This is a genomic window from Paenarthrobacter aromaticivorans (assembly GCF_019038615.1).
GTDB lineage: Bacteria > Actinomycetota > Actinomycetes > Actinomycetales > Micrococcaceae > Arthrobacter > Arthrobacter aromaticivorans.
Genome location: NZ_JAHOPC010000001.1, coordinates 564040 through 589289 on the forward strand (window position 1 = coordinate 564040; position 25250 = coordinate 589289).

The following is a 25250-nucleotide window of genomic DNA, read 5'->3' on the forward strand; positions in this document are numbered from 1 at the left end:
CCATCAGTAACGGAAGCAAACCGACAATGAACGGAATTGATCCGGCACTCAAGCCCCGCCTTCGCCGCAGAAGCAGTTTTGAATACGTCGCCTGGGTGGTTTCCATCCTGTTTGGCGCAGGCATCCTCTTCTCGGTCTCCACCAACCCCAACTTCAAGTGGGACGTGGTGGCGAAGTACTTCACCCACGAATCCATCCTCCGCGGGCTGATGCTCACCATCTTCCTTACGGTGGCAAGCATGGTCCTGGGCACCCTCCTGGGCCTGGTCATTGCGATTATGAGGTCCTCGAGCATCAAGCCGATCGCGGCCACGGCAGGCGCGTTCATCACCCTGTTCCGCGGTACCCCGGTCCTGGTCCAGTTGATCTTCTGGTTCAACATCTCGGCCTTGTACCCGAACCTGACCATCGGGGTCCCGTTTACCGACATCGGCACCGCAATCGACACGAATGCACTCATGGGTCCGATCACCGCAGCTCTGGTCGGCTTGACGTTGAATGAAGCCGCGTACATGGCAGAAATCATCCGCGGAGGTTTCTCCTCGGTGGGCAAGGGCCAGATCGAAGCCGCTGACTCCCTGGGAATGAGCGCCGCTACGAAGATGCGCAAGATCATCATTCCCCAAGCCATGCCCTCCATCATTCCGGCCACCGGCAACCAGGTCATCGGAATGTTCAAGGAAACATCCTTGGTCAGCGTCCTGGGTGTCGCGGAACTTCTCCAGAGCGCCCAGCTCATCTACGCACGTACCTACGAGACCATCCCGCTGCTGATCGTGGCGAGCCTGTGGTACCTCGTGATGACGCTGGTGCTCAGCTACCCGCAGTCCAAGCTCGAACAGAAATACTCCCATACCTCCGCGCGGGTCCCCCGCAAGTCCAGGAAGGTTGTATTGACCGCACCGGAAGGCATCGCACGATGAGCAACGACGGCACGATCCTCGCCCGCCGAATTCGTAAGTCCTTTGGGCACAAGACCGTTCTCCACGATATCGACCTCGACATCGCCAGCGGTGAAATCTGCTGCATCATCGGACCCAGCGGCTCCGGCAAGTCCACCCTCCTGCGTTGCATCAACGGCCTGGAGACCGTGGACTCCGGAATCCTGAAAGTCAACGGTGACGATTTCGGGTACTACGAGACCGACAATGCCTACCACGCGCTGCCCCCGAAGAAGCTTGCCCAGCAACGTACACGGGTAGGCATGGTCTTCCAGCAGTTCAACCTGTTCCCGAACATGACCGCCCGCGAGAACGTCATGTCCGGCCCCGTGCTCGTCAAGGGTGCCGACAAGAAGGAATCCTCCAAGCGCGCCCAGGAACTCCTCACCAGCGTGGGCCTCGGCGCCTTCGGTGACCGCTACCCGGCCGAGCTTTCCGGTGGGCAGCAGCAGCGCGTTGCCATCGCCCGGTCTTTGGCCATGGATCCGGAAATCATCCTGTTCGACGAACCCACCAGCGCCCTCGACCCCGAAAAGGTAGGGGAAGTCCTCGGCGTCATGCAGGACCTCGCCAAGAAGGGCATGACCATGGTGGTAGTCACCCACGAGATGGGCTTCGCCCGCGAAGTGTCAGATTCCCTGATCTTCATGGATGAGGGCTACGTGGTGGAACGTGGAGATGCCCGGGAGATCCTGAAGAACCCCAAGGAAGCACGCACCCAGGCATTCCTGAAGCAGGTGCTGTAGTCGATGGATGGAAAACTCGCTGTCATCGGCCTGGGGAGCATCGGAAGCATGGCACTCTGGCAGGCCTCACGACTGTCCGATTCCGTGGTCGGCTTCGAAGCACACGCCCCGGGCCATGGCAGAAGTGCCGTGGGTGGCGACACCCGGCTTTTCCGGATGCTTTACAGGGGAAGGCCGGACTACTACCCCATCCTGGAACGCTCACGGGATCTCTGGGCCGAGCTCGAAGCAGAAACGGGACAGGACATCCTCACCCGCTGTGGCGGACTCTCCATCGGCACTGCTGATGGACCGTACATTCCCAAACTGCTGGAAACTACCCGGATCAATGGGGCTGCCCACCAGATCCTCAGCCGCGAGGAGATGGCCGAACGCTACCCGCAGCACAATCTCCGGGCTGACGATGTCGCCGTTTACGATCCCTTCGGAGGCGCACTCCGCACGGACCGGGCAGTTACCGCGGCGGTTGCAGCGGCACAGGCCAACGGGGCAACGGTCCTTGGCAATACTCCGGTCAGCAGCATCACCGAAACCAACGACGGCGTTGTCGTCACCTCCGGCGAACAGTCCTGGACCTTCGAACGGGTAATCATCGCCTCCGGTGGATGGTCCCAACAGCTCATGCCCGATTACCTGAAGGCGCACACGGAAACCCGCAGGATTTTCCTGAGCTGGTTCGTCGCCCGTGACGCAACCCAGTTCACCCCGGAAAAGTTTCCCATCTTCATCAGGATTTCTGGCGATCGCTCCATGTATGGGGCACCCGCGGTGGACAGCGTCACTGTGAAAGCCACCCTGGACGGCCGCGGGGCACCAACCCCCGCCGCGGACTCGGTGCCCAGGGAGCTGACCGAAGCGGAGATTGCGGAAACCACTGAGACGGTGACCGAATTCTTCCCCGGCCTGGTTCCCAGCATCGTCCGCTCAGATGCCTTCCCGGACCTGTTCACCTCGGATTCGCAGCCCCTCCTGGGTTTCTTTACAGAGTCAGGCAGGATCTACTCCGCCACCGGCTTCTCCGGCGCCGGCTTCAAGATGGCTTCCGGCTACGGCCAGATTGCTGCCAACGAAGCACTTGGCAAGGGCGGCTTTGACGGCTTGGACTTCGTTCGTCCACAGAGGTTCAAAAACTAGGCACCACAACACGATTCGCGGGCTAACGGCCCGCGAATCGTGTATTGTTGACAATCTACACTTACTAAGAAAGTATGAAGCCATGGCAACACTTAGCCCCATCCTGAAGCAAGCCACTCCAGTGGTCGTGGACTATGCGTCCGGAAGTTGGATCCACGCCACAGACGGCAAGAAGTACCTGGATTTCACCACCGGAATCGGCGTCACCAGCACCGGACACTGCCACCCTGATGTTGTGGCCGCAGCCCGCGAGCAGGTGGGCAAGATTGTCCATGCCCAGTACACCACCGTGATGCACAAGCCCCTTTTGGAACTCACGGAACTCCTGGGCGGCGTCCTGCCCCAGGGCTTGGACAGCGTCTTCTACGCAACCTCCGGCTCCGAAGCAGTGGAGGCCTCCATCCGATTGGCCCGCATGGCAACGGGACGGCCGAACATCATCTCCTTCCAGGGTGGTTTCCACGGGCGCACCGTAGCGGCCGCCTCCTTGACTACCGCGGGAACCAAATTCCGCTCAGGGTTCTCCCCCATCATGGGCGGCGTGCACGTTGCCCCCTTCCCGCACTGGTACCGCTACGGCTGGGACGAAGCCACCGCCGTCGACTTTGCCTTGAAGGAACTCGACCACCTTCTGATGACCATCAGCGCCCCCAGCGATACAGCCGGCTTCATCATCGAACCGGTTCTGGGTGATGGCGGGTACATCCCCACCCCGGTCGCTTTCCTCCAAGGCCTGCGTGAGCGCGCCGACAAGCACGGCATCGTGCTGATCCTGGACGAGGTCCAGGCCGGAGTCGGCCGCACCGGCAAGTTCTGGGGACACGACTGGGCCGGAATCAGCCCCGACGTCGTGATCACCGCCAAGGGACTAGCCAGTGGGTTCCCCATCTCCGCAATCGCCGCCTCCGCCGATTTGATGGGCAGGGCGTGGCCAGGTTCCCAGGGCGGAACCTATGGCGGAAACGCAGTCGCGGCAGCAGCCGGCGTCGCAACTTTGGGTGTGATCCGGCGGGAGAACCTCGTGGAGAACGCCTTGCTGCGCGGTGACGAACTGCGGGCAGGACTGGACAATCTGCAAACGGAATTCGCGGGAATCGGCAATGTGCGTGGCCGCGGCCTGATGCAGGGCGTCGAGTTCACCGCTGCCGACAACACCCCGGACGCGGCAACTGCCCTCGCCGTCCAACAGGCCGCCATCAAGGAAGAGCTCCTGCTCCTCACATGCGGTCCGCACGGCAACGTCATTCGCCTCATCCCCGCCCTGAATGTCAGCAGCGATGAAATTCAGCAAGGCCTGTCCAAGTTCACGCAAGCGCTCAAGACGGCCACCTCCTAGTCACCCCGATCATTACTCCCCCTGATCACCGAAAGAGCGACCATGACCACCTCCTTTGATCCCACCACCATCCCAACGGACCTGTTCATTGACGGAACATGGCAGAAGGCAGCCAGTGGTGCCACCTTCGCCGTTGAGAACCCTGCTACGAACGAAGTGATTGCCCACGTTGCCGACGGCGGTCCTGAAGACGCCGCCTTGGCCATCCAGGCAGCGGGTCGCGCTCAGGGGGAGTGGAGCAAATCCACCGCCCGCGAACGAAGTGACATTCTCCGACGCGCCTTTGATCTGGTGATCGCCAACACGGACAGGCTCGCAGCCATCATGACGGCGGAGATGGGCAAGCCACTGGCAGAGGCAAGGGGCGAGGTGGCCTACGGCGCCGAAATGCTCCGTTGGTTCTCGGAAGAAGCAGTCCGCATTGGCGGTGACAGTGCCTCCTCCGTTGATGGAAACACCCGTATCCTCATCACCAAGGAACCGGTGGGCCCTTCAGTCCTGGTCACTCCGTGGAACTTCCCGCTTGCCATGGGTGCCCGCAAGATCGCGCCCGCCGTCGCTGCAGGCTGCACCATGGTGTTCAAGCCTGCCGAGCTGACACCGTTGACGTCACTGGCCTTGGTGGCCCTGTTCAAGGAAGCCGGTCTTCCCGACGGCGTGCTGAACGTTGTGACAACCTCCACCGCCTCCACGGTGGTCCGGGCCTGGACTGACAGTGGCATCGCGCGCAAGATCAGCTTCACCGGTTCAACCGGAGTGGGCAAGGTCCTGCTGAAGCAGGCGGCCGACAACGTGATGCGCTCCTCCATGGAACTCGGCGGTAACGCCCCGTTCATCGTCCTGGCCGATGCAGACATCGAAAAGGCCGTGGACGGTGCCATGAAGGCCAAGATGCGGAACATGGGCGAGGCTTGCACGGCAGCAAACCGCTTCTTCGTCCACCGCTCGGTCGTAGAGGAATTTGGCGAGAAGTTCTCCAAAAAGATGTCAGAATTGCAGGTAGGCGACGGCGCTGTTGCTGGCACCGACGTCGGGCCCCTCATTGAACAGAAGGGCCTGGAAAAGGTCGAAAGCCTCGTTGCGGATGCGGTCTCCAAGGGAGCACGTGTGCTCACCGGTGGAAGCCGTCCCGAAGGTCCCGGCTACTTCTACACCCCCACCGTCCTGGTGGACGTGCCCAAGGACGCCGCACTGATGAGCACGGAAATCTTCGGCCCGGTCGCCGCGATCACCGCGTTCGATAGTGAGGACGAAGTCCTCCGCCTGGCCAACGATACTGAGTGGGGCCTGGTGGGGTACGTATTCACAGAGAGCATGGACAAGGCCCTGCGGTTCTCCGCGGAACTGGAAGTGGGCATGGTCGGTCTGAACACCGGCCTGGTTTCCAACCCCGCAGCACCGTTCGGCGGCGTCAAGCAATCCGGGCTCGGACGCGAGGGCGGAAAAATTGGAATCGACGAATTCCTGGAGTACAAGTACACAGCAATAGCGGTCTAACAGTTTCAAATTGCCGAAGCATGGAATGAGGGGATGTCAATGGCGGCACCAGAGGGAATGTTCGTATTGGAAGGCCGGCCCACGGCACAGCTGATCGCTGATCAGCTGCGTGAGCTTATTGTCCAAGGGGCCTTCAGCCCTGGACAGCAGGTCAACGAATCCGCCTTGGCCAGCCAGCTGAGCACTTCACGGGGTCCGCTCCGCGAGGCTCTCCAGCGGCTGTGCCAGGAGGGGATCCTGGTGAGCAAGCGCAACCGCGGCGTCTTCGTACTGGAACTTTCCACGCAGGATGTCAAGGAGATCTACGCCGTTCGTGAAGCCGTGGAGCTGGCCGCGGCAAACACGCTCTTGGACTCGGACCCGGAGCAGGTGGCAGACACCTGCCGCGAGCTCAAGGGCATCATTCGGAACATGGCCAAGCAGGTTGCGGCCTCGGACTGGCAGGCCATTGCCCGTCTCGACATGCAATTCCACACCGCCTTCGTTTCAGGCACTGGAAACACGCGGCTGATACGGATCTATGAGACTCTCGCGGCCGAATCCAGGATGTGTATTTTGAGTCTGGAGGTGGCATACCCCCGCATTGATGTTCTTGTGCAGGAGCACCAGCAGATCCTGGAGTTCCTTGAAGCCCGGGACCGCAGCGGACTTCAGCAGGCCATCAAACGCCATATGCAGAAGGCAGTGGAGGACCTCACCGCCAGCCCCGAAGCAACGGGAATTACTGCTTAGGAAAGTCTCAATACAGGAAGGGCCCGGTTCAATTGAACCGGGCCCTTCCTGCAGTTAGCTTGCCTGTGCAGCTACTTTGCTTGTGCAGTTAGTTCGTGGGAACGTCCGTGACAACCCACATCTTCCGCAGTGTCTTGTGGATGGTCCAGGTGCCCGTCCATCCTGCCGGAGTAACGAACAACGTTCCGGGACCGATGTCGAAGCTGGTTCCGTCTTCTTCAGTGATGGTCCCCTTGCCACTGAGGATCTGGCAGATCTCGTCGTAACCCGGGCGGGTGCTCTTGAAGACACCGGGCGTGACCTCCCAGATGCCTGTCTTGTGGTTGTCGCGGGCCCACAAACGGAACGAGACCTCAGTCTGGCCCGGCGTGCTGGTGGTTGCTTTGGGGATGCGCTCCCCCGGGTCCTGCGTTGTTGCGTCGCTCATGACAGTGGCCTTGATCATGGATTCTCCTTCTGGGGCTGCGCCCTTTTGAACGTGCCCGCCGTCTTTGGAAAGCACAGTTTCCATCCTAGCAATTGTCAACAATCGACGATAGACTTGAAGGAGAAAATATTCGCGGGACGCCCTGGCACCGATGCCAGCCCCGTCACCAAGGAGAACATTTCCCATGAAACTCATCTGGAAAAACAGCCTGGAAAGTACCCCTGCCGCGTGCAGCGCGCAAAGCCGGAGGACATCGCTCTGGAACTCCCTGGAAGCTGGAGACGTAGTCTCCCTCAGCCTGCGCGGCTATGAGTACCACAGGGGCACCGTCGAGGATCGGACTGCGGACGGACAAACGATCTGGGTAATAGACCGCATCGGCGACCGGCGGCTTTTCCACATCGATGATGACTACGATCTGCTGGTCGCCTCCCAAGGCTGACAGCCCCCTCCAGACTCACAGCGCCCCGGACCCACAGCCCTCCGGACTCACAGCCCTCCGGACTGACAGCGCAAGGCAAGCAACAGCTACCAAGGCTCTAGCCCCGGCCGGCCGGCAAGAGTACGGTCGAGGTGACGATGTAGCAGGACAGCCGGGAGCCCGGGACGGGGACTGGCCGTCCTTGGTTCTTAGAGGAGCCTCACAGTGGCTGGATGGAATGCAGATACAGCAGCCGGACCTCTCGGCGCCGGGACTGTCACCTTGGTTGAAGGCACGTCCTTCTGCATCTCCCTGCCCAATGGGGACATTCACCCTGATCATCCCCACGGCATGTTTTTCCAGGACACACGGGTCCTGTCCTATTGGGTCCTCACCATCAACGGCCAGCCGCTTGAGCCACTGACCGCCCAGACAAAAGAGCCCTACAGGGCAGCCTTCGCCGGCCGCATCACACGGTCTGACGGATATGCGGATACGCCGCTCATCGTGGAGCGCTTACGGGAAGTAGGCGTGGGAATGGTGGAGCATGTCACCGTCAGCAACCATTCGATGGAACCCGTGGAATGTTTGGTCGAATTCGCAGTGGGCTCGGACTTCGCAGACGTTTTCGAAGTCAAGGAAGCACGGGTCCAGAGGCAGTGGGAGGAATCCCGCGAGTACCACCACAACACGCTGACCATCCGCTCCCGCTGGCAGGATGTCCGGAAGTCCGTCGTCGTAAGTTCCGATGTTGCCGAGGCGACCCGCGAGGGCCTCAGATACCGGACCACCATCCCTCCACGGGGGCATTGGAGCACCGTGGTCACCATTACTCCCGGAACCGAGGGAGGGGCGCCGGTGGCTCCTGTGGTGCGTCCCGCCGTCGGCGAGTTGTCCCGCAGCGATCTGCGTCGCCAGGAATGGGTGGCCAAAATTCCCGTGCTGCACATGGGCAACCACTCCATCGAGAGGACGCTGCGGCGCAGCTATGACGATCTTGGCGCCCTCCGCATTGAAGACCCCACACACCCGGACAGGGTGGTTGTGGCGGCCGGAGCGCCATGGTTCATGACGCTTTTCGGCCGCGACTCCCTCTGGGCTTCGGAGATGGCGATGCCCGTTGATCCGTCCCTCGCGCTGGGCACCCTGCAAACGCTTGCTGACCGGCAGGGCAAGGTGGTGGATCCCATCAGTGAGGAAGAGCCCGGGAAAATCCTGCATGAGGTCAGGCTGGACGTCTCCAGCGGTCTGTCGCTCGGCGGCAAATCCGTTTACTACGGCAGCATCGATGCCACTCCGCTGTTCGTGGTGTTACTGGGTTCGGTCAGCCGGTGGGGGTTCGCCAAAGACACCATTGCGGCCCTGCTGCCCAACGCGGACCGTGCCCTGGACTGGATCCGGGACTATGGCGACAGGGACGGCGATGGATTCGTCGAGTATCAGCGGCTCAATGACCGCGGACTGATCAACCAGGGCTGGAAGGACTCGTGGGACGGCATCAACTTTGCGGACGGGCGCCTCGCGGAGCCGCCTATCGCCCTCTGCGAAGTTCAGGCGTACGTGTATGACGCGTACATGGCACGGGCGTGGATAGCTTACGACGCCGGAGACGCACCTTTGGCGCGGGAACTCGCCGACCGGGCAGCGGAGCTAAAAGTCCGGTTCAACGAGCAATTCTGGATGCCGGACCGCGGCTATTACGCCATCGCCCTGGACGGCAGGAAACGGCAGGTTGACGCGTGCGCCTCCAACATGGGGCACTGCCTGTGGGTGGGGTTGGTGGACGAGGACAAGGCGCCGCTGGTGGCCGAACGGCTGATGTCTCCCGAGATGTTCAGCGGGTGGGGGGTGCGTACCCTCGGAACCGATATGGGCGCCTACAACCCGGCCAGCTACCACAACGGTTCGGTGTGGCCGCACGATAATGCCGTGATTGCCGCCGGCCTGATGCGCTACGGATTCGTGGAAGAGGCCCAGCGCATTTCGACAGCCCTGCTCGAGGCTGCCGATTACTCCGAGGGTCGCCTCCCGGAGCTGTTCTGTGGCTTCAGCAGGGAGCAATACAGCGAGCCCGTTCCGTATCCCACCGCGTGCTCACCACAAGCATGGGCAGCCACCTCGCCCATCCAACTGGTCACCAGCCTGATGAGATACGACACCCATGTGTCCCGTGGGGGGTTCTGGATGGATCCCCAGCTGCCGGCGTCCTACGGGGACCTGCATATCACCAATGCGCCCATGGGTGGAGGCCGGGTAACCATCGATATCGCGGATTCCGTTCCCACGGTGCAGGGGCTTCCGGAAGGGATGGTCTTCCATAAAGGACACCGGCCCTGGTTGACCGAACTTGTGCAGCAGGCCGGCCTCCGGAAGGAGGTCTGACAGTTATGAGGTTGTCAGCAAATCGGCTGCGGGACGGGCGGCTGTTTCGCCCACGATACCGGCGGCTTCGCGCATGATCCAGAGAGCTGGCGTGCCGTGCAGGGCGGGCATCACCTCACCCTTCGTGATGAGACGCGTGGCCCGTGGATCTCCCGCGACAGACCACCATCCGGTCTTGGGGCAGTGGTGCCCGGTGCGCGATGTTTCAACGAGCTCTGGAGTCGGGGTAGCGGGGCGTCGCTTCTTCATGGCAGGTCCTTCACGCAAGGGGCTTTTTGGCGGATGCAAAGCCCGGTTTGAGGTAATGAATCCAGCGTAGCAATTGTCAACAATTGACGATAGTACCTAGCGAAGGGAATTTCGGGCGTGGCCCAGCGAACGGTTTCGGATCTCATCGTCGAACGCCTTCAAGCGTGGGGCGTGGACAGGGTGTTCGGATACAGCGGGGACGGCATCAACGGTTTCATGGGCGCGCTCCGCAGAGCTCAGGATACGGTGGAATTCGTGCAGGCAAGGCACGAAGAAGCAGCCGCCTTCATGGCCGTAGGGCACGGAAAATACACTGGCGGCGTCGGGGTGGTGACTTCGACGCAAGGCCCGGGCGCTATCCACCTGCTCAACGGACTCTACGACGCCAAAATGGACGGCGTTCCAGTGGTGGCGATCATTGGCCAGCAAAGCACCACCGTCCTGGGCTCCGGGTACATGCAGGAAATCGACCTGTTGACAGTGTTTAAGGACGTTGCGGCACAATTTGCACAGCTCGCCAGCTCCCCGGAACAGGTACCCATGCTCCTGGATCGCGCGTTCCGTACGGCGCTGGAGACGAAGTCCCCGTGCGTCGTGATCATCCCCCACGACATCCAATCGGCCGAGGCACCCGAACTCGAACATGAGCACGGAATCGTTGTCACCGCCCCTATATGGCACCCCGCACGGGTGATGCCGCGTGAGGAAGACCTGGATGCCGCCGTCGAGATCCTTTCCAAAGGTGAGCGAGTCGCGTTCCTGGTGGGTCAGGGAGCGCGGGGTGCCCGGACCGAGGTCCAAGCGCTGGCCGAAAAGCTGCGGGCCGGCATCACCACCAGCCTGCTGGGAAAGCCCTACGTCGACGAGACGCTGGCCTTCGCTTCCGGCACCATGGGCCACCTCGGCACTTCTGCCAGCGCCTACGTCCTGAACAACTGCGACACACTGCTGATTATCGGCTCCAACGATCCCTGGACGGAGTTCTACCCGAAACCTGGAACTGCCAAAGCTGTCCAGATCGACATTGATGGCCGGAAGGTTGCCAACCGTTATCCAGTGGAGGTTGGAGTGGTGGGTGATGCGGCCGCGTCGTTGGCCGAACTCACCCGGCGGCTCGATCAGCAGCCCAACCAGCCGGAAAGCGCACGTGCCCAGTGGCGTTCCGACGTCGAAAGCCAGATCCGCGCCTGGCGTCATCTTTCAGAGGAACGCGCCAACATCCCCGCAGATCCCGTGAACCCGGAACTCGTGGTCCGCGAACTCAACGGCAGGCTTCCGGACAACGCACAGTTGAGCATCGACGTCGGCAGTTGCGTTTACTGGTACGCCCGCCAACTGACCCTTCCGCCCGGCGTCCCGGCCCATCTGAGCGGCACGCTCGCCAGCATGGGCTGCGCGATTCCCTATGGCCTGGCTGCCAAGCTTGCTTACCCGGACCGGCCCCTGGTGGCTCTTGCAGGCGATGGCGGGATGCAGATGCTGGGCATTGCGGAGCTGATCACCGTGGCGCATCGGTGGCGCAACTGGGCCGATCCCCGGTTCGTGGTGTGCGTTTTCAACAACCGCGACCTTGCCGAGGTCTCCTGGGAGCAGCGCGAAAACGAGGCCGAACCGCGGTTCAATGCCAGCCAGGAGATCCCGGACTTTCCTTATGCCGCCTATGCGGAGCTGCTGGGCCTGGCCGGAATACGCGTGGAGGACCCGGCCAAGCTCGGCGACGCGTGGGATTACGCTTTCTCGCTGGACCGCCCTGCAGTCCTGGAGGTCCTGACAGACCCGGACATCCCACTGCTTCCGCCCTTCCCTGCCGGAGAAAGGAAGCTGGAAGACATGCGGTCCGCGCTGGCCGATGAAGGCGGCGACGGCGAGCGCGCCCGGAAGCTGCTGGATAGCTATGCGGAGGCCGAGTCCCGTCTCCGGGACCCGGCCTGAACGTAGCCTAGAGGTTCTCCACCAAAGAAACGTCGCGCACGGCTCCCTTGTCCGCCGAGAGCGCCATGGCGGCGTAGGCACGGAGCGCGGGAGACACGTGGCGTTCGCGGTCCTTCGGCTTGTACCCCCCGTTGACTTCCAGTTTTTCGCGGCGTTCGGCGAGGATCTCGTCGGAAACCTGCAACTGGAGGGAGCGCTGGGTGATATCGATGCTGATGATGTCGCCGTTCTCCACCAAGGCAATCGCGCCACCCGAGGCAGCTTCCGGGGAGATGTGCCCGATCGAGAGGCCTGAGGTACCGCCGGAGAAACGGCCGTCCGTGATAAGCGCGCACTTCTTGCCCAGGCCGCGGCCCTTGAGGAACGAGGTGGGGTAGAGCATTTCCTGCATGCCTGGTCCACCTCGGGGGCCTTCGTAGCGGATGACCACCACGTCGCCTTCCTTGATGGTCTTGTTCAGGATCTTCTCCACGGCTTCGTCCTGTGACTCGCACACAACAGCGGGTCCTTCGAAGATCCAGATGGACTCGTCCACGCCGGCCGTCTTCACAACCGCACCGTCCACGGCGACGTTGCCCCGCAGCACAGCCAGGCCGCCGTCCTTGGAGTAGGCGTGCTCCACGGAGCGGATGCAGCCACCCTCCGCGTCGGTGTCCAGGGAGGTCCACTCGTTCGACTGCGAGAACGCAGTGGAGGAGCGGACGCCACCGGGAGCCGCGTGCCACAGCGCCTTGGCTTCTTCGGTGGCCTTGCCGCCGCGGATGTCCCAGTCGTCCAGCCACCCGTCCAAATCGTTGGAGTGCACGGAGTGGACGTTCTTGTGCAGGAGGCCGCCGCGGTTCAGTTCACCCAGCAGGGCGGGGATGCCACCGGCGCGGTGCACGTCTTCCATGTAATAGGTCTTGTCTCCGGCCACGTTCGGGGCCACCTTGGCCAGGCAGGGCACCTGACGGGACTTGGCGTCCATTTCGGCCAGGCCGTAATCCACGCCCGCTTCCTGGGCCGCGGCGAGCAGGTGCAGGATCGTGTTGGTGGAGCCGCCCATGGAAATATCCAGGGCCATGGCGTTGTCAAAAGCCTCGGCAGTGGCGATGTTGCGAGGCAGGACCGAGTCGTCGTCGCCGTCGTAATAGCGCTTCACGAGTTCGACGATCGTGGCGCCCGCCTTCTCGTACAGCGCCTTGCGGGCGGTGTGGGTCGCAAGCACGGAGCCGTTGCCGGGCAGGGCCAGGCCAATGGCCTCGGCGAGGCAGTTCATGGAGTTGGCGGTGAACATGCCCGAGCAGGAACCGCATGTCGGGCAGGCGTTCTCTTCGATGAGGTTGATGTCTTCATCGGAGATGGACTCGTCCACGGCGTCGGCAATTGCGTTCACCAGGTCCAGGGAGCGCACGGACCCGTCTGTCAGGGTCACGCGGCCGGCCTCCATGGGACCGCCGGAAACGAATACAACAGGGATGTTCAGGCGCAGGGCCGCCATGAGCATACCGGGGGTGATCTTGTCGCAGTTGGAGATACAGACCAATGCGTCGGCGCAGTGGGCGTTGACCATGTACTCAACGGAGTCCGCGATCAGGTCGCGGGACGGCAAGGAGTAGAGCATGCCCGAGTGGCCCATGGCGATGCCGTCGTCCACTGCGATGGTGTTGAATTCGCGCGGCACTGCACCGGCGGCGAGGATCGCATCGGAGACGATCCGGCCCACGGGAGCAAGGTGGGTGTGGCCGGGTACGAACTCGGTGAAACTGTTGGCGACAGCGATGATCGGCTTACCGATGTCCGTGTTGGCGACGCCGGAGGCGCGCAGCAGTGCGCGGGCGCCGGCCATGTTGCGGCCGTGGGTGACTGTTCTAGAGCGAAGTGCAGGCATGTATACCATCCTGCTGGTGTTCCGCGTCGCGTGGAAGACGGCCCTGCTACTAGTAGTGAAAGTAACAGAGTAATAGTGTTGACTCCGTGAACGATGAGAGACGCAAAGAACTGGGACTATTCCTCAGGACCCGCCGTACCCAGGCCCTGCGTTCCGACTACGGTCTTCCTCCAGTAGGGCGCAGCCGGGAGCGGGGCCTCCGTCGGGAAGAGATCGCGTTCCTGTCCGGAGTCAGCGTCACCTGGTACACCTGGCTTGAGCAAGGCCGGGATATCAGCCCTTCCCGGCAGGTGCTCGAAGCCGTAGCCCGCACGCTGCATCTATCCGACACCGGGCTCAGCTACGTCCTGTCGTTAGGCGGATATTCGTCCGCCATGCCAAAGGGGCCCGTTGCAGCTGATGCTCCCCCACACGTGCAACGGCTGCTCGACGCCTTGGACCCCAACCCGGCCTACGCACTCTCGCCGGACTGGGGCGTCGCAGGCTGGAACCAGGCCTACCAAGCCCTGTACCCGAACATCGCGACCTTCGACGCCTCGGACAGGAACCTGTTATGGCTGGTGTTCACCGATCCTTATGTCCGTGACCTGCTCCCGGATTGGGACGTCACCAGCAAGCGGTTCCTTGCCGAGTTCAGGGCCGAAACGGGTCAGAGACTTGGCGATCCCGATGTTGAGTTCCAGGTTGAACGGCTCAAGCAAGCCAGCCCGGAGTTCCAGGAAAGCTGGGACCGCTACGACATCCTGGGCTTCGAGTCCCGGGAACGGCTTTTCCATCACCCCGCGGTGGGCGTGCTGCAGCTGGAGCACCACCAGGTCTCGCCGTCGGACAGGCCCGATCTCCACATTGTGGTCTACACACCGGCGCCCGGGAGCGACGCAGCCGAGCAGATGCAGCGGCTGATGGGCAGTAGCTAACGCCCTGGCCAGGCAGTTTCATCCGGAGTAGCCAGCGTGAGCACAGCCTCCTCCACGGTCTCATGGTCCTCAAGCTCACGCTCGATCCGGCGCAAGGCAACTGCTACTTGGTGTTCCGGGTGGTCACCCTGGAGGTCGACGGCGGCCACGACGTACAGTTTGCGCGGACCGACGAACTCCACATGGAGGTAGGTGAGCCGGGCAATGTCCCTATGTTCGAGCACACGGCGGGCGATGGAACGTTCAATGTCCGGCGTGACGCCCTGGCCTACCAGGAAGCGCCGGTTCCGGTCGATCAGCACCACGGCAACAACCGCCAGCAGAACACCGACGATGATCGAGCCGACGGCGTCCAGCACGGCCGAACCCGTGACTTGGTGCAGGAACACACCGGCAAACGCGACCACCAGGCCGATCAGTGCAGCAGCATCCTCTGCGAATACGGCCCGCAAGGTGGGATCCGAGCTGATAAGGACCTGCTTCAGGGTGTTCCGTTCCAGCTGTTGCGCCATCTTCCTGGTCTGGCGGAAGGCCTGGACAAACGAAACTCCTTCCAGGACAAAGGCCACGGCCAGGACCACGTACGCCACCAGGAAGTCCGAGGCGGGCTCCGGCGTGATGATCTGCTGGATGCCGTGCATTATGGACACCACTGCGCCCGCGGTGAACAGCCCGAAAGCGGCAAACATGGACCAGACGTATGCTTCCCTGCCATAACCCATGGGATGGCTGTCATCCCGAGGGCGCCGGGAGCGTCGTTCCGCCACGAAGAGGAATACCTGGTTACCGGTGTCCGCCCAGGAATGCGCGGCTTCGGCGGTCATGGAAGCAGATCCGGTGATGACGGCAGCCACCGATTTGGCCGCCGCAACGAGGGCGTTAGCCGCAAAGGCAATGGCAACGGTCAACAGCGTGGAGCTGGGCTTATCACGCTTCTCGGATGCCGCCATGGAGATACCGTACCCAACCGGAGGCCCGTCAAGCAGCAGTGGAGGTCGGGATAGCAGCGCAACTCCCTGCGTAACAAGTTGCCCCACTCTGTGAGCCATGCCATATTCATTCCATGATCAGCCTGTTGGACAGCTGGACTGCTGGACAAACCAAAGTCGTAAGGGTCGGTGCCGCCGAGGCAGTGCTTGCCACCCTGAGGGCTGCCATTGAAGACGGCAGCCTTCCAGTAGGTTCGCGCCTGGATTCGGAAGCCACGTTGGCGCAGCAGTTCGGCGTCAGCAGGACCATGGTGCGCGAGGCCCTGAAGTCTTCAAACGCCTTGGGCCTGACCGTAACCCGGACGGGCAAGGGCACTTTCGTCATCGCCGACAAAGTTGGCCAGGACCTGAAACTGGGCAAATACTCGGCGCGCGAACTCCTGCAGGCACGGCCTCACATTGAAGTGCCGGCCGCCAGCTTGGCCGCGGAACACCGCAGCCAGCAGGATGTGGAATCACTCCGGGAAATCCTGCGGGCCATGGATGAAGAAGATGATCTGGAACAGTGGGTCATCCTCAACTCCGAGTTCCACGCGATCATCGCCCGCAGCAGTGGCAATGGCGTCTTCGCGTCGATGCTTTCAGACATCGAGGAGGCCATGGCCAACCAGTCCAGCACCTTGAACCAGGTTGTGGACCGGAGGAAGGAATCCGGACTCGAGCACGCGGCCATTTTTGAAGCCATCGAAAATGGCTCGGCTCAAGATGCCGGGATCGCCATGATGCGGCACCTTCATGGCGTAGAAGGATCGCTTGGGGCTGTCCTACCGGTCTCGGCGCCCTAAAGCCCTGGATCGAACAACGCAGCCCACCACACCATTCGGACGGGTTCAACGACGAATCCGCCCCGTCTCATTGCGCCCCGCGGGGTGCCTGACCATAGGAAATGATGACAAAAAAGTCGACCGCTTGGACACGGCCATGACAACGACTTCCATCAAAGCCCCCACCCGAACCACGAGCCAGACCCGAACCCAACTCACCAGAAGCCAAATCCTCAACTACCTTGCTCGCAATGGCGCAAGCAAAGTATCAGATATCACCCACGGCGTCACAGCCTGCAAAGATACCGTCAAGGCCCGCCTCTCCGAACTGGAGGAAGAAGGATCCATCCGGGCAAACGTTCCCGCCGATATCCGCGGAAGAACCACGCCCTACTACTCGCTCACCACAGCTGACCTTCCGCCGGAGCCACCGAAAACAATCATCACTGTGCACATCAAGCACGCTGCTGACGGCCGGCTGACGTTGGCATTCGACGACTACCCGGGGCTCACAACTACAGCCCGGAGCTTCGTCGACATACCGGCGGCTGCCCGCAACGCCGCGTCCCGTTACACCGGCCACCCCGAGGCCAGCTTCGCAGTCCACATCCGCTTTTGAAACAACGACGGCGGTACGCGCCATAGCTGCGTACCGCCGTCGTTCTTCTGCACCCCGAATTTTTTGACCCAGGCCCGTCAACCCCCCGGCATTTCCTCAACCCCCAGTGCGATGGATCGTGAATGCGGTGAGGAAGCCTACGGCTGCAGTCAACCCGGTCAGGTTGTGGTGTTCCTCGAAGGCCTCAGGAATCATCGTGTCCGCGAGCATGGCCAGTATGCCGCCTGCGGCAATGGCGGTAATGAAGGCGATAAGGGCCTCGGGTGCATTTTCCAGGGCCGTGTATCCCAGCAGGGAGGCAAGCCCACTGAAGACGGCTATCCCGGTCCACGTTCCAAAAACGTAGGCCCGGCTGCGTCCCGCCTTCTTCATCCCCGCTGTGCTGGACAGCCCCTCAGGCACATTGGAAATGAAAACTGCAGCGAGCATGGCAGGACTGACGGTGCCTGAAGCGAGAAGCCCAAGCCCGAGGACCACCGATTCGGGCACGCCATCGATGAGTGCACCCACCGCGATGGCTGTGCCGCTGCCGGGCGACTCCTTCTCGGAGGGCTGCCGTCCGCCGGAACGCTTCCGGTGCTTAGCGCCTGCCCGGTTCAGGAGAACGTTCGAACCGACAAAGATCACAGCCCCCGCAAGGAATCCGCCGATCGTCGGCAACAGGCCACCGCCCTCCACCGCTTCGTCGACGAGCTCGAATGCGAGTGCCGAGATCAGCACGCCTGCGCCGAAGGCCATGATGGTTGATACGACTTTTGGCGGGACTTTCCATAGCCAGGCAATTCCGGATCCAAGGACCAACGCCCCTCCGGCAACGGTTCCCCACATCAGCGCCTGCAGCCACATCGGCATGATTCCTTGCCCTTCCACGCAACCGGCCCGAACCTGCATGGTAAGCACACTTACTACTAATCCGCACAACCCATGGCGTTGCTCCGCGGGAGAGCGCAATATGGGGGAATGAACGCGCCCAGCGCCGACGGTCGTGGCGGGAATGGAAGTCCGGCGCCGGGTCCCACCGGATCCGGGAACCGCCTGCACCCGTGGAGCCGCTATGTGGCGATGGGCGATTCCTTTACCGAGGGGGTGGGCGATCCGGAGCCCGGCAGCCCCGGCGGACTCAGGGGCTGGGCTGACAGGGTCGCGGAAGAACTGAGCGCCGGCCACGAGGACTTCGCGTACGCCAACCTTGCAGTGCGCGGACGGCTGCTCCACCAGATCCTGGAGGAGCAGGTGGCCCCGGCCCTTGAGCTGCAGCCGGATCTCATTACGCTCAACGCCGGTGGAAATGACCTGCTGTTCCACAGGAGCGATCCCGACAAACTCGCCCTCGAACTTGATTCAGGTGTGAAAGTCCTGGCGGCCACCGGCGCAACAATCCTGCTGTTCGCCGGCCCCGACTGGGGTGCAACCCCGGTACTCGGACACACCCGTGGCAAAGTAGCCATCTTCAACGAAAACATGCGCATCATCGCCGCCCGCCACGACGCCGTGATCGCCGACCTCTGGGCGTTGCGCCAGCTCACCAACCCGCAAATGTGGGATCCGGATCGGCTGCATTTCTCCCCGCTAGGCCAGCACACCATCGCCTCGATGGTGCTGGATACACTCAATGTCCCGCACACTTTGGAGCCGATGGTTCCCAAGGCCCTTCCTCCACGCACGTGGCGGGAGGCGAGGGCAGACGACATCGTCTGGGCACGGGAACACCTGGTTCCCTGGGTACTTCAACGCCTCACGCAAAGGCTGGCCGACGACAACCGACACCCCAAGCGGCCGGATCCCGGGCCCGTTTTTGGCGCCCGGATGCCGCCGGGGACGTACGTGGGAACGGATCCGCACAACGTGCACAGTGAGCGGGAACCCTGAAGAAACTAGCCCGTCGGCTGGGCCTCAGCTTGCGCGCGAATGCTCCAGGCGGACCAATCCAGGGGGTGAACCGAGGGGCGTCCGAGTAAATATCCTTGGGCGGCAGTCACCTTTAATGCCGTGACTTCCTTGAGTTCGGCCGGAGTTTCGATGCCCTCCGCGACCACCGCAGCTCCAACTTCCCGGGCGAGCTCCACCACTGCCCTGGCCCGGATCCGTTGTCCCTCGCTGCCTTCGATGCCTTCAATGAGATGGCGGTCGAGTTTGATGATGTCCGGGCTCAGCTCGCTCAACAGGTCCATGGAAACGAAACCGGCCCCGGAAGCACTGACAGCAACACGCAAGCCGAGCGAGCGCAACTGGCCGAGTCCGTCGTCGCGCGTTTGGCCTTCCAAGGCTTCCAGGCTGCCGGTTAGTTCAACGATGATCCGGTCCGGGGCCAGTGAGGCTGCAGCGAGCAGGTTCCGCACCCTCGGGTCACGGGACGTCGCCGGAGTGAGGTTCAACGCAACATACATGTCGTGGGGGACGTCTTTGGCCGCAGTCAGCGCGCAGTGAAGGGCTGCGATCTCCAATTCAGTTCCCAGGCCTGCTTCCGCGGCCTCACGGAACCAGACATCCGCGCCCGCACCGTCCGCACCTACGAACCGGGTCAACGCTTCGACGCCCACTACGTTTCCGTCAGGCAGCGCGTGGACCGGCTGGAAGGCCGTCAACAAAAGCTTGTCCGCAAGTATTGTCTGGATGTCTTCCCGAACCTCCTGGCTGACGGGAACGGTCACCGTGCGCGCTGCATCGGAGGACTCAAGGTGGACACTGGAAACTTCCTGCAGAACCGGAACCGCCGGCTCTGAGGCCGACGCCTTCCGGGTTTCCAGCAGGTGCTCCAGCAAGGCGCCCTCGGGATCGTCCGGACGAGCCTCAATGAGCTGGCGAAGTTTGTTCCTGGCCTCTTCACTCTTCGGATCAGAATCAGTGAGGATGGCATCGATGATGTCCAACACCTGTTCGCGCATGGTCATGTCCTGGGCAAAGGTGGACGCGTCGACGTCCTCCGCTGATGCGTGATCGGCACCGGCGCCCGGTGGAAAAGAGCCCGCTTCTTGAGCCATTGAATATTCCTTTATGAGTATCCCCCGCTGGCTAAGCCAGACATGACCTGACCCGGAAAAGCATGGGCCTTGCCACGAATCTTACAGAGAAGTGCCGCGTTCCAGCTATGGGCCTCGGCCAGTATGGGAAAACCGTGTCGTCCGGCAGCCAGCACTGGGATGCTGGAGGTGTGATGTCGACTTCCACGGAATCCCGGACCGCGCTCACCTGGAAGCTTTTGCCAGCGGGCCTGCTATCCCTGTCCGGGGTGCCGCTTTTCGCCCTGGGCAATGATTTTCTCGGCTACGCACTCGTGACGGCCAGCATTGTCACGGCTGTGTTTATCGACCCCCGCTTGATGCGGCACCTGGCATTGATAGCAGCCGGAATGGTCACCATCAGTCTTGTGCCCCTGAACGCAGATCTCAGCATCGAACACATGGCACTCATGGGTGGCGCCTTGGCTTTGGCCGTGCTGGTTCCGTGGCTTGTATCCCGCTACCTGTACGACGAAAAGATCATCAAATTTCCGGTCAATACTGGCCGTCCATGGCCGCTCGCCGCGAAGCTATACCTGGCGGGCGTCGTAGCGCTTGGATACTTCATCCTCCCGGCCTACCTGATCCGGACAGGCGTCTACCACAATTGGCCGGACGCCTCCGATCCCAGCATCTTCTGGCGCCTTTTCCTCGGAGTGAACTCCGTGGGCATTTGGGACGAACTGTTCTTCATCTGCACCACTTTCACGCTGTTGCGCCAACACTTCCCCGACTGGTTGGCCAACCTCCTGCAAGCCGTGGTCTTCTCATCCTTCCTGTGGGAGATCGGCTACCAAGCCTGGGGTCCCCTGCTGACCTTCCCGTTCGCGCTGCTGCAGGGATATACGTTCAAGCTGACGAAGTCCTTTACCTACGTTGTGTCAGTTCATCTGCTCTTCGATTTCGTCCTGTTCCTGGCCTTGGTCCATGCGCACAACCGCGACTGGTTGCCCATCTTCCTGTACTGAGACCTCTTGTACGAGGCCCTTCTTGTAATGGGCGCGCATGCGAGTTGACCCATGACGCGGGGCGAACCGACGGAGCGCTATCGCCACCGAACTCCGGCGCAGGCCGCCGAACGTGAGCCGAGAGATCCGCCAGTTACGTGAGAAACCCCCGGACACCGCATTGAACAAGCAGTCCCCGGCGCCGTCCTGCAGGAACTTCCGTGGCCCGGTTAGGAGCCCGCGCGTGTGTCGAAAGCGGCGGCTGATTCCCGGAATAGGCGCGCCACCGTGTCCAAGGGCAGGCTCGTTGGTCTCCGACGCTCATACCGCCGGAGGGCAATGTGCCTGGTCCCCAGGCCAGGTACGTCCAGGACGTCCACATGATCCTGGAGCACGCCGGTGAGGGCCAGAGTGGGTACGATCGCAACCCCCTCGCCGGCGGCCACGAGTGCCAAGGCGGTGAGCGTGTCCTGGTACTGATGTACCGTGTCCACGCGGGCTCCGGTGGAGTGGCGGAGGCGCCCCAGAACAGCAATGTTGGCAGCCGTCGGTTCCACCCCCAACCAGGGAAGGTGCAAGCGGCTGAGGTCGATGTTGTCCGCGGCCAGCAGTGATCCGGCGGGCACCACCAACTTCCAAGGTTCATCCAGCAAGGGCTCCTCAACCATGCCGGCGGCAAGTGGATGCTGCCCAGCAGCTGTCGAATCCTGTTCAACCACCACGGCATCGAGCTGTCGCTGGCGGAAGAGGCGCATCAGAGCCGGGAAGCTGTCCTCCACAATCTGGATCTGCAGCTCGGGGTACTGGCTGCGCCATTCGGGCAGCCGTGGAATCACCACTGTCCGCATGAAACTGGTGAATCCGCCAACCCGGACCACCCCGGCGATTTGGGCTTCGCCTTGCATCCGGGCACGTGCAACGTTGAGTGCTCGCTCTATCTCTTCCCCCGCCTCAGCCACCGCCAATCCAGCGGGCGTCAGGACAGAACCTTTGGGAGTCCGCATGACCAGAGCCTGGCCCGCCTCGCTCTCCAGTTTGTTGAGCTGTTGTGACACCGCCGAGGGAGTAATCCGCAACTCGTCCGCCGCGGCCAGGACACCTCCTGTGCGTGCAACGGCAAGAAGAACCAGCAATCTCCGTGGGTCCATCTCCATGTTAAGAAATCCTAAATACGGGATTCAGAGGAATGCAATTGAACTAAATGAGAATCTGCACCAATATCTATCTCAGAGCTGCTGTTCGATCCCGTAAAGGTCAGACCCAAGACAGCCCTACTCCTGAAAACACCTGTAACCGGCTGGCCTGCCGGGCGCTTCGTCCTGAAAGGAATCCAATGGAACTGCTGTGGGAAATGACCGGCTGGGCTGGCGCTGTGGCGATGCTCGGTTCTTACATGTCTGTCTCCATGGGTTGGTTGAAGCCGGGTGTCAGTTTCCAGACCGTGAACCTGTTTGGTTCTTGCGCCTTCATCGTCAACGGCACAATGCACGCTGCCTGGCCGTCGGTGGCCACCAACGTGGCGTGGTTCCTCATCTCCGCGGTAGCACTGATTCGCCTCCGCGCCACGCGACGGCCTGTCCATGTGGAAGTCCAGGAGCAAAGGCCCCAGAACAACCCAGGCACCGGCGCCCACCTGATCATCCCGGTTCCCCAAACGGTGGCCAACTGCCCCTAGGGCTGTTTTCTAAATCCCTGCTCCTTAGCCGCGATGCTCCTGCGACACAGGAGGAACGGGGTCCCACGCGCTGATCGTGCGTTCACTCAGCCCGGTTAGCCGGGCGTTCTCGCTTCGGTTTCGCAAGACAGCAGATGGCCGAGGACGACGTCGCCCCTTTTTGGGCAAGGTGCCGTCCCAGCTCGACGTTGTGTAAATCGGCGTTCATTTCGTGAACGACGGTGAATCATTCACGCTCACTAGCGGAAACTAAGGCACGGGAACCCGCCCCAAACGGCGTAACTGCGGGACCCGGTAACCGTTCGACGGCGTCGTTTGTCGTCGCCGCGGCATCGGAGCTACCACGAGGCATCACCAGCTGCGGTCGGCCGCCTGTTCCGGGGACGGCTTCCTAAATCGGCGGTACGATGCCCGATTACTTAGGCGTGCAATGGCGTATGGCCCACGGCAAAATCCAATGGGCGCCACCTGCGTGCTTCTGCTGCTGCGGATGTCTGGTGGTCCGACGAAGATCCGCGCCTTGCCCATTAGTTCGTCGTCCCCCAACAGGCCGACCTTTCCTCATTCCCGTCGACGCAAGAGAGGCCGACCAGTCGTAGCCTGGTCGGCCTCCGTTAAAGGGAGACAGTCGCGGTCCCCTTTATCCAGATAACTCCCATGAGCTTCAGGAAAACCGAGTATCAATGCCTGAGGCTCCATCGAGTCGGACATGTTCCCAAGGCGCGCTCCGAGTTGAACAACGACGCAGAGCGCACCAAAACGGAGTGCCTACAAACTCGTTTTCGGTACGCCTAACTTTCGGCTATCCTCAAAAGAGAATTCCGCGATGATGAGGATGAACCGATGACCGCCCCCAGCCTGCTAAGACGACCTGCACCGGCGAAAGTCTGGTCGCGGCTGCTCCTGCTTGGCCCTGCTTTCGTGGCGGCGATCGCCTACGTCGATCCCGGCAATGTGGCCGCAAACCTGACGGCCGGAGCCAACTACGGATATTTGCTGGTGTGGGTGCTGGTTGCAGCCAACGCCATGGCAGTCCTTGTGCAGTACCAATCAGCGAAGCTCGGCCTGGCAACCGGCCTGAGCCTTCCGGAGATTCTCGGCAAGCGGCTTGGCACCAAGCGTCGGCGCCTTTACTGGGTGCAGGCCGAGATCGTTGCCGGCGCCACGGACATGGCCGAGGTGATTGGCGGTGCTGTTGCGCTCAATCTCTTGTTCGGGCTACCGCTGCTGGCCGGTGGTCTCATCGTGGGTGTCGCATCGATGATGCTGTTGGCGTTGCAGTCCCAGCGGGGCCAACGCTCCTTTGAGTACGCGATCCTGGTGTTGCTGGGAATCATTGCCGTCGGGTTTGTGTCCGGCTTGTTCGTCAACCCTCCGGACGCGGGAAGTGCACTGGGCGGCTTGCTGCCACGCTTTGAGGGCACGGATACGGTCCTGTTGGCAGCCAGCATGCTTGGTGCCACCGTGATGCCGCATGCGATTTACCTGCACTCGGCCTTGGCGCGGGACCGCCACGGCTTTTCTGAAAACCCGGCTGTGCGGACGCGGCTGATCCGCGCAACCCGCGTTGATGTTGTGGGCGCTCTTTTGCTCGCCGGTGTGGTGAACATTTCGATGCTCCTGCTGGCTGCCACCAGCCTCCGGGGAATCGAGGGAACGGATACGATTGCCGGCGCCCACGCGGCCGTGACGTCGGCACTTGGTCCGGCTATCGGCGTCGTCTTCGCAATTGGCTTGCTCGCCTCCGGCCTCGCGTCGACGTCGGTAGGCTGCTATGCGGGTGCAACCATCATGGGTGGCCTCTTGAAAGTGCGCATCCCACTGCTGACCCGCCGCGTGATCACCCTCATTCCGGCATTGATCGTTCTGGGTGCCGGCGTTGAGCCCACCCTGGCGTTGGTGCTGAGCCAGGTCCTGCTGAGCTTTGGTATTCCCTTCGCGCTGATCCCGCTCATCAGGCTCACTGGTAAGCGCGAGGTCATGGGCATCCATACTGACAGCACGGCGTTGAAGATCGCGGGCTGGACGAGTGTCACCTTGATCGTGGGGCTGAACATAGTGCTCATTACGTTGACTGTTAGCGGCAATTCCTAAGGCACTAATCCGCCCCCTACCCCGCAGAAAGCTCCCTGGCCAAGTCATCCAGGAAGCGCCTCACCGTTTCACGCTCCTCAGGAGTCAGGCGGGCGGCGGCCAGAAAACGCCTGGCTTGCTGGCGCCCTACGGTCCGCATGGCCGTCTCGTGGGTTTCAGGGGTGATCGCGATAGCAAGGGCCCTCCTGTCCGTGGGGTGCGCTTGTCTTTCGATGTGCCCCGCGCGTTCCAGCCGGTCGAGAAGTTTGGTGGTGGACGCCGTCGAAATGCCCAGGTGCGCAGCAATGGCCCCGGGGGTGGCAATGACTCCGCTATTCGCGCTAACGATCAGATAGTGGAGGGCCCGCATGTCCGAGTGGTTGAGTTTCATGAATTTCAGCGATGTTTCAGAGAGCCACTGTTCGGAATCACGCAACCTTTCAAGCGAGGCCATCAGTTGACTGATCTGTTGGACGTCTTCCCGGGATAGGCCCTCACGGTCTACGAGCTCGTGCTGGGGGTCGTTCACGTCCATGTCATACATGCCAGGGGAAACGGAGGCTTCGATTTCATCCGGGCTGTTCATTCTGAGTATGTTAC

24 protein-coding genes are annotated in these 25250 nt (G+C 62.0%); 16 read left to right on the forward strand and 8 right to left on the reverse strand.

Going from position 1 to position 25250, the window contains the following annotated elements; all coding sequences use genetic code 11:
• Positions 1 to 26 precede the first annotated feature (26 nt).
• The 6 genes from KSW38_RS02700 to KSW38_RS02725 all read left to right on the forward strand — a co-directional run bounded on the left by KSW38_RS02700 (position 27) and on the right by KSW38_RS02725 (position 6386).
• Entirely contained in the window at positions 27 to 923 is an 897-nt protein-coding gene (locus KSW38_RS02700) for an amino acid ABC transporter permease (protein ID WP_216922436.1), read from the forward strand.
• Positions 920 to 1687, forward strand: coding sequence for an amino acid ABC transporter ATP-binding protein (locus KSW38_RS02705; RefSeq protein ID WP_216922438.1), 768 nt, complete (start codon positions 920 to 922; stop codon positions 1685 to 1687). The genes KSW38_RS02700 and KSW38_RS02705 overlap by 4 nt, the downstream gene beginning before the upstream one ends.
• 3 nt (positions 1688 to 1690) lie before the next feature.
• Positions 1691 to 2821 carry an FAD-dependent oxidoreductase gene (locus KSW38_RS02710; protein WP_216922440.1) on the forward strand — a complete coding sequence of 377 codons (1131 nt, stop codon included), beginning with the start codon at positions 1691 to 1693 and terminating at the stop codon, positions 2819 to 2821.
• An 82-nt stretch (positions 2822 to 2903) separates the two neighbouring features.
• Complete coding sequence (locus KSW38_RS02715; RefSeq protein WP_216922442.1) at positions 2904 to 4157, forward strand: aspartate aminotransferase family protein; 1254 nt, start codon at positions 2904 to 2906, stop codon at positions 4155 to 4157.
• A 42-nt stretch (positions 4158 to 4199) separates the two neighbouring features.
• Positions 4200 to 5654, forward strand: a complete 1455-nt coding sequence (locus KSW38_RS02720; RefSeq protein ID WP_216922444.1) for an NAD-dependent succinate-semialdehyde dehydrogenase — start codon at positions 4200 to 4202, stop codon at positions 5652 to 5654.
• 39 nt (positions 5655 to 5693) lie between these two features.
• Positions 5694 to 6386, forward strand: coding sequence for a GntR family transcriptional regulator (locus KSW38_RS02725; RefSeq protein ID WP_254185968.1), 693 nt, complete (start codon positions 5694 to 5696; stop codon positions 6384 to 6386).
• 88 nt (positions 6387 to 6474) lie between these two features.
• Here the strand turns inward: KSW38_RS02725 and KSW38_RS02730 are convergent, their stop codons facing one another.
• Complete coding sequence (locus tag KSW38_RS02730) at positions 6475 to 6831, reverse strand: cupin domain-containing protein (RefSeq protein WP_216922448.1); 357 nt, start codon at positions 6829 to 6831, stop codon at positions 6475 to 6477.
• 166 nt (positions 6832 to 6997) lie between these two features.
• Here KSW38_RS02730 and KSW38_RS02735 point away from each other — a divergent pair, with 166 nt between their 5' ends.
• Together KSW38_RS02735 and KSW38_RS02740 are read left to right on the forward strand one after the other, a co-directional pair.
• Positions 6998 to 7255: a hypothetical protein gene (locus KSW38_RS02735; RefSeq protein WP_254185969.1), complete on the forward strand. Its 258-nt coding sequence runs from the start codon at positions 6998 to 7000 to the stop codon at positions 7253 to 7255.
• 204 nt (positions 7256 to 7459) lie between these two features.
• Complete coding sequence (locus KSW38_RS02740; RefSeq protein WP_216922450.1) at positions 7460 to 9616, forward strand: amylo-alpha-1,6-glucosidase; 2157 nt, start codon at positions 7460 to 7462, stop codon at positions 9614 to 9616.
• Between the two features lie 3 nt (positions 9617 to 9619).
• Here the strand turns inward: KSW38_RS02740 and KSW38_RS02745 are convergent, their stop codons facing one another.
• A complete protein-coding gene (locus KSW38_RS02745; protein ID WP_216922452.1) occupies positions 9620 to 9865 on the reverse strand; it encodes a hypothetical protein in 246 nt (81 codons plus the stop codon).
• A 117-nt stretch (positions 9866 to 9982) separates the two neighbouring features.
• Here KSW38_RS02745 and KSW38_RS02750 point away from each other — a divergent pair, with 117 nt between their 5' ends.
• On the forward strand, positions 9983 to 11797 hold the full coding sequence (locus KSW38_RS02750) for a thiamine pyrophosphate-requiring protein (RefSeq protein WP_216922454.1): 1815 nt from the start codon (positions 9983 to 9985) through the stop codon (positions 11795 to 11797).
• Positions 11798 to 11804: 7 nt separating this feature from the next.
• Here the strand turns inward: KSW38_RS02750 and ilvD are convergent, their stop codons facing one another.
• Positions 11805 to 13667, reverse strand: coding sequence for a dihydroxy-acid dehydratase (gene ilvD, locus KSW38_RS02755; protein WP_216922455.1), 1863 nt, complete (start codon positions 13665 to 13667; stop codon positions 11805 to 11807).
• 86 nt (positions 13668 to 13753) lie between these two features.
• Between ilvD and KSW38_RS02760 the strand changes: the two genes are divergently transcribed.
• Positions 13754 to 14584 carry a helix-turn-helix transcriptional regulator gene (locus KSW38_RS02760; RefSeq protein ID WP_216922457.1) on the forward strand — a complete coding sequence of 277 codons (831 nt, stop codon included), beginning with the start codon at positions 13754 to 13756 and terminating at the stop codon, positions 14582 to 14584.
• On the opposite strand, the gene KSW38_RS02765 is transcribed toward KSW38_RS02760, so the two are convergent.
• Positions 14581 to 15534 (reverse strand): cation diffusion facilitator family transporter, encoded by a 954-nt coding sequence (locus KSW38_RS02765; RefSeq protein WP_216922459.1) that lies wholly within the window; start codon positions 15532 to 15534, stop codon positions 14581 to 14583. The two genes, KSW38_RS02760 and KSW38_RS02765, sit on opposite strands and share 4 nt — an antisense overlap.
• 116 nt (positions 15535 to 15650) lie before the next feature.
• Between KSW38_RS02765 and KSW38_RS02770 the strand changes: the two genes are divergently transcribed.
• Positions 15651 to 16358 (forward strand): FadR/GntR family transcriptional regulator, encoded by a 708-nt coding sequence (locus tag KSW38_RS02770; protein ID WP_216922849.1) that lies wholly within the window; start codon positions 15651 to 15653, stop codon positions 16356 to 16358.
• Positions 16359 to 16494: 136 nt separating this feature from the next.
• Positions 16495 to 16956, forward strand: coding sequence for a hypothetical protein (locus tag KSW38_RS02775; RefSeq protein ID WP_216922461.1), 462 nt, complete (start codon positions 16495 to 16497; stop codon positions 16954 to 16956).
• Between the two features lie 96 nt (positions 16957 to 17052).
• Here KSW38_RS02775 and KSW38_RS02780 read toward each other — a convergent pair whose 3' ends face one another.
• A complete protein-coding gene (locus KSW38_RS02780; RefSeq protein ID WP_216922463.1) occupies positions 17053 to 17808 on the reverse strand; it encodes a ZIP family metal transporter in 756 nt (251 codons plus the stop codon).
• A gap of 108 nt (positions 17809 to 17916) precedes the next feature.
• On the opposite strand from KSW38_RS02780, the gene KSW38_RS02785 reads away from it, so the two are divergent.
• Positions 17917 to 18825 carry an SGNH/GDSL hydrolase family protein gene (locus KSW38_RS02785; protein ID WP_216922465.1) on the forward strand — a complete coding sequence of 303 codons (909 nt, stop codon included), beginning with the start codon at positions 17917 to 17919 and terminating at the stop codon, positions 18823 to 18825.
• A gap of 5 nt (positions 18826 to 18830) precedes the next feature.
• Here KSW38_RS02785 and KSW38_RS02790 read toward each other — a convergent pair whose 3' ends face one another.
• Complete coding sequence (locus KSW38_RS02790) at positions 18831 to 19937, reverse strand: EAL domain-containing protein (protein ID WP_216922466.1); 1107 nt, start codon at positions 19935 to 19937, stop codon at positions 18831 to 18833.
• Positions 19938 to 20107: 170 nt separating this feature from the next.
• Here KSW38_RS02790 and KSW38_RS02795 point away from each other — a divergent pair, with 170 nt between their 5' ends.
• Positions 20108 to 20923 (forward strand): CPBP family intramembrane glutamic endopeptidase, encoded by an 816-nt coding sequence (locus KSW38_RS02795; RefSeq protein WP_216922468.1) that lies wholly within the window; start codon positions 20108 to 20110, stop codon positions 20921 to 20923.
• 209 nt (positions 20924 to 21132) lie between these two features.
• Here the strand turns inward: KSW38_RS02795 and KSW38_RS02800 are convergent, their stop codons facing one another.
• Positions 21133 to 22056: a LysR family transcriptional regulator gene (locus KSW38_RS02800; RefSeq protein WP_216922470.1), complete on the reverse strand. Its 924-nt coding sequence runs from the start codon at positions 22054 to 22056 to the stop codon at positions 21133 to 21135.
• A 179-nt stretch (positions 22057 to 22235) separates the two neighbouring features.
• Here KSW38_RS02800 and KSW38_RS02805 point away from each other — a divergent pair, with 179 nt between their 5' ends.
• Both KSW38_RS02805 and KSW38_RS02810 read left to right on the forward strand, forming a co-directional pair.
• On the forward strand, positions 22236 to 22577 hold the full coding sequence (locus tag KSW38_RS02805; protein WP_216922472.1) for a CBU_0592 family membrane protein: 342 nt from the start codon (positions 22236 to 22238) through the stop codon (positions 22575 to 22577).
• A gap of 843 nt (positions 22578 to 23420) precedes the next feature.
• Positions 23421 to 24671: an Nramp family divalent metal transporter gene (locus KSW38_RS02810; protein WP_216922474.1), complete on the forward strand. Its 1251-nt coding sequence runs from the start codon at positions 23421 to 23423 to the stop codon at positions 24669 to 24671.
• A gap of 16 nt (positions 24672 to 24687) precedes the next feature.
• Here the strand turns inward: KSW38_RS02810 and KSW38_RS02815 are convergent, their stop codons facing one another.
• On the reverse strand, positions 24688 to 25236 hold the full coding sequence (locus KSW38_RS02815; RefSeq protein WP_216922475.1) for a MarR family winged helix-turn-helix transcriptional regulator: 549 nt from the start codon (positions 25234 to 25236) through the stop codon (positions 24688 to 24690).
• Between the last annotated feature and the right edge of the window lie 14 nt (positions 25237 to 25250).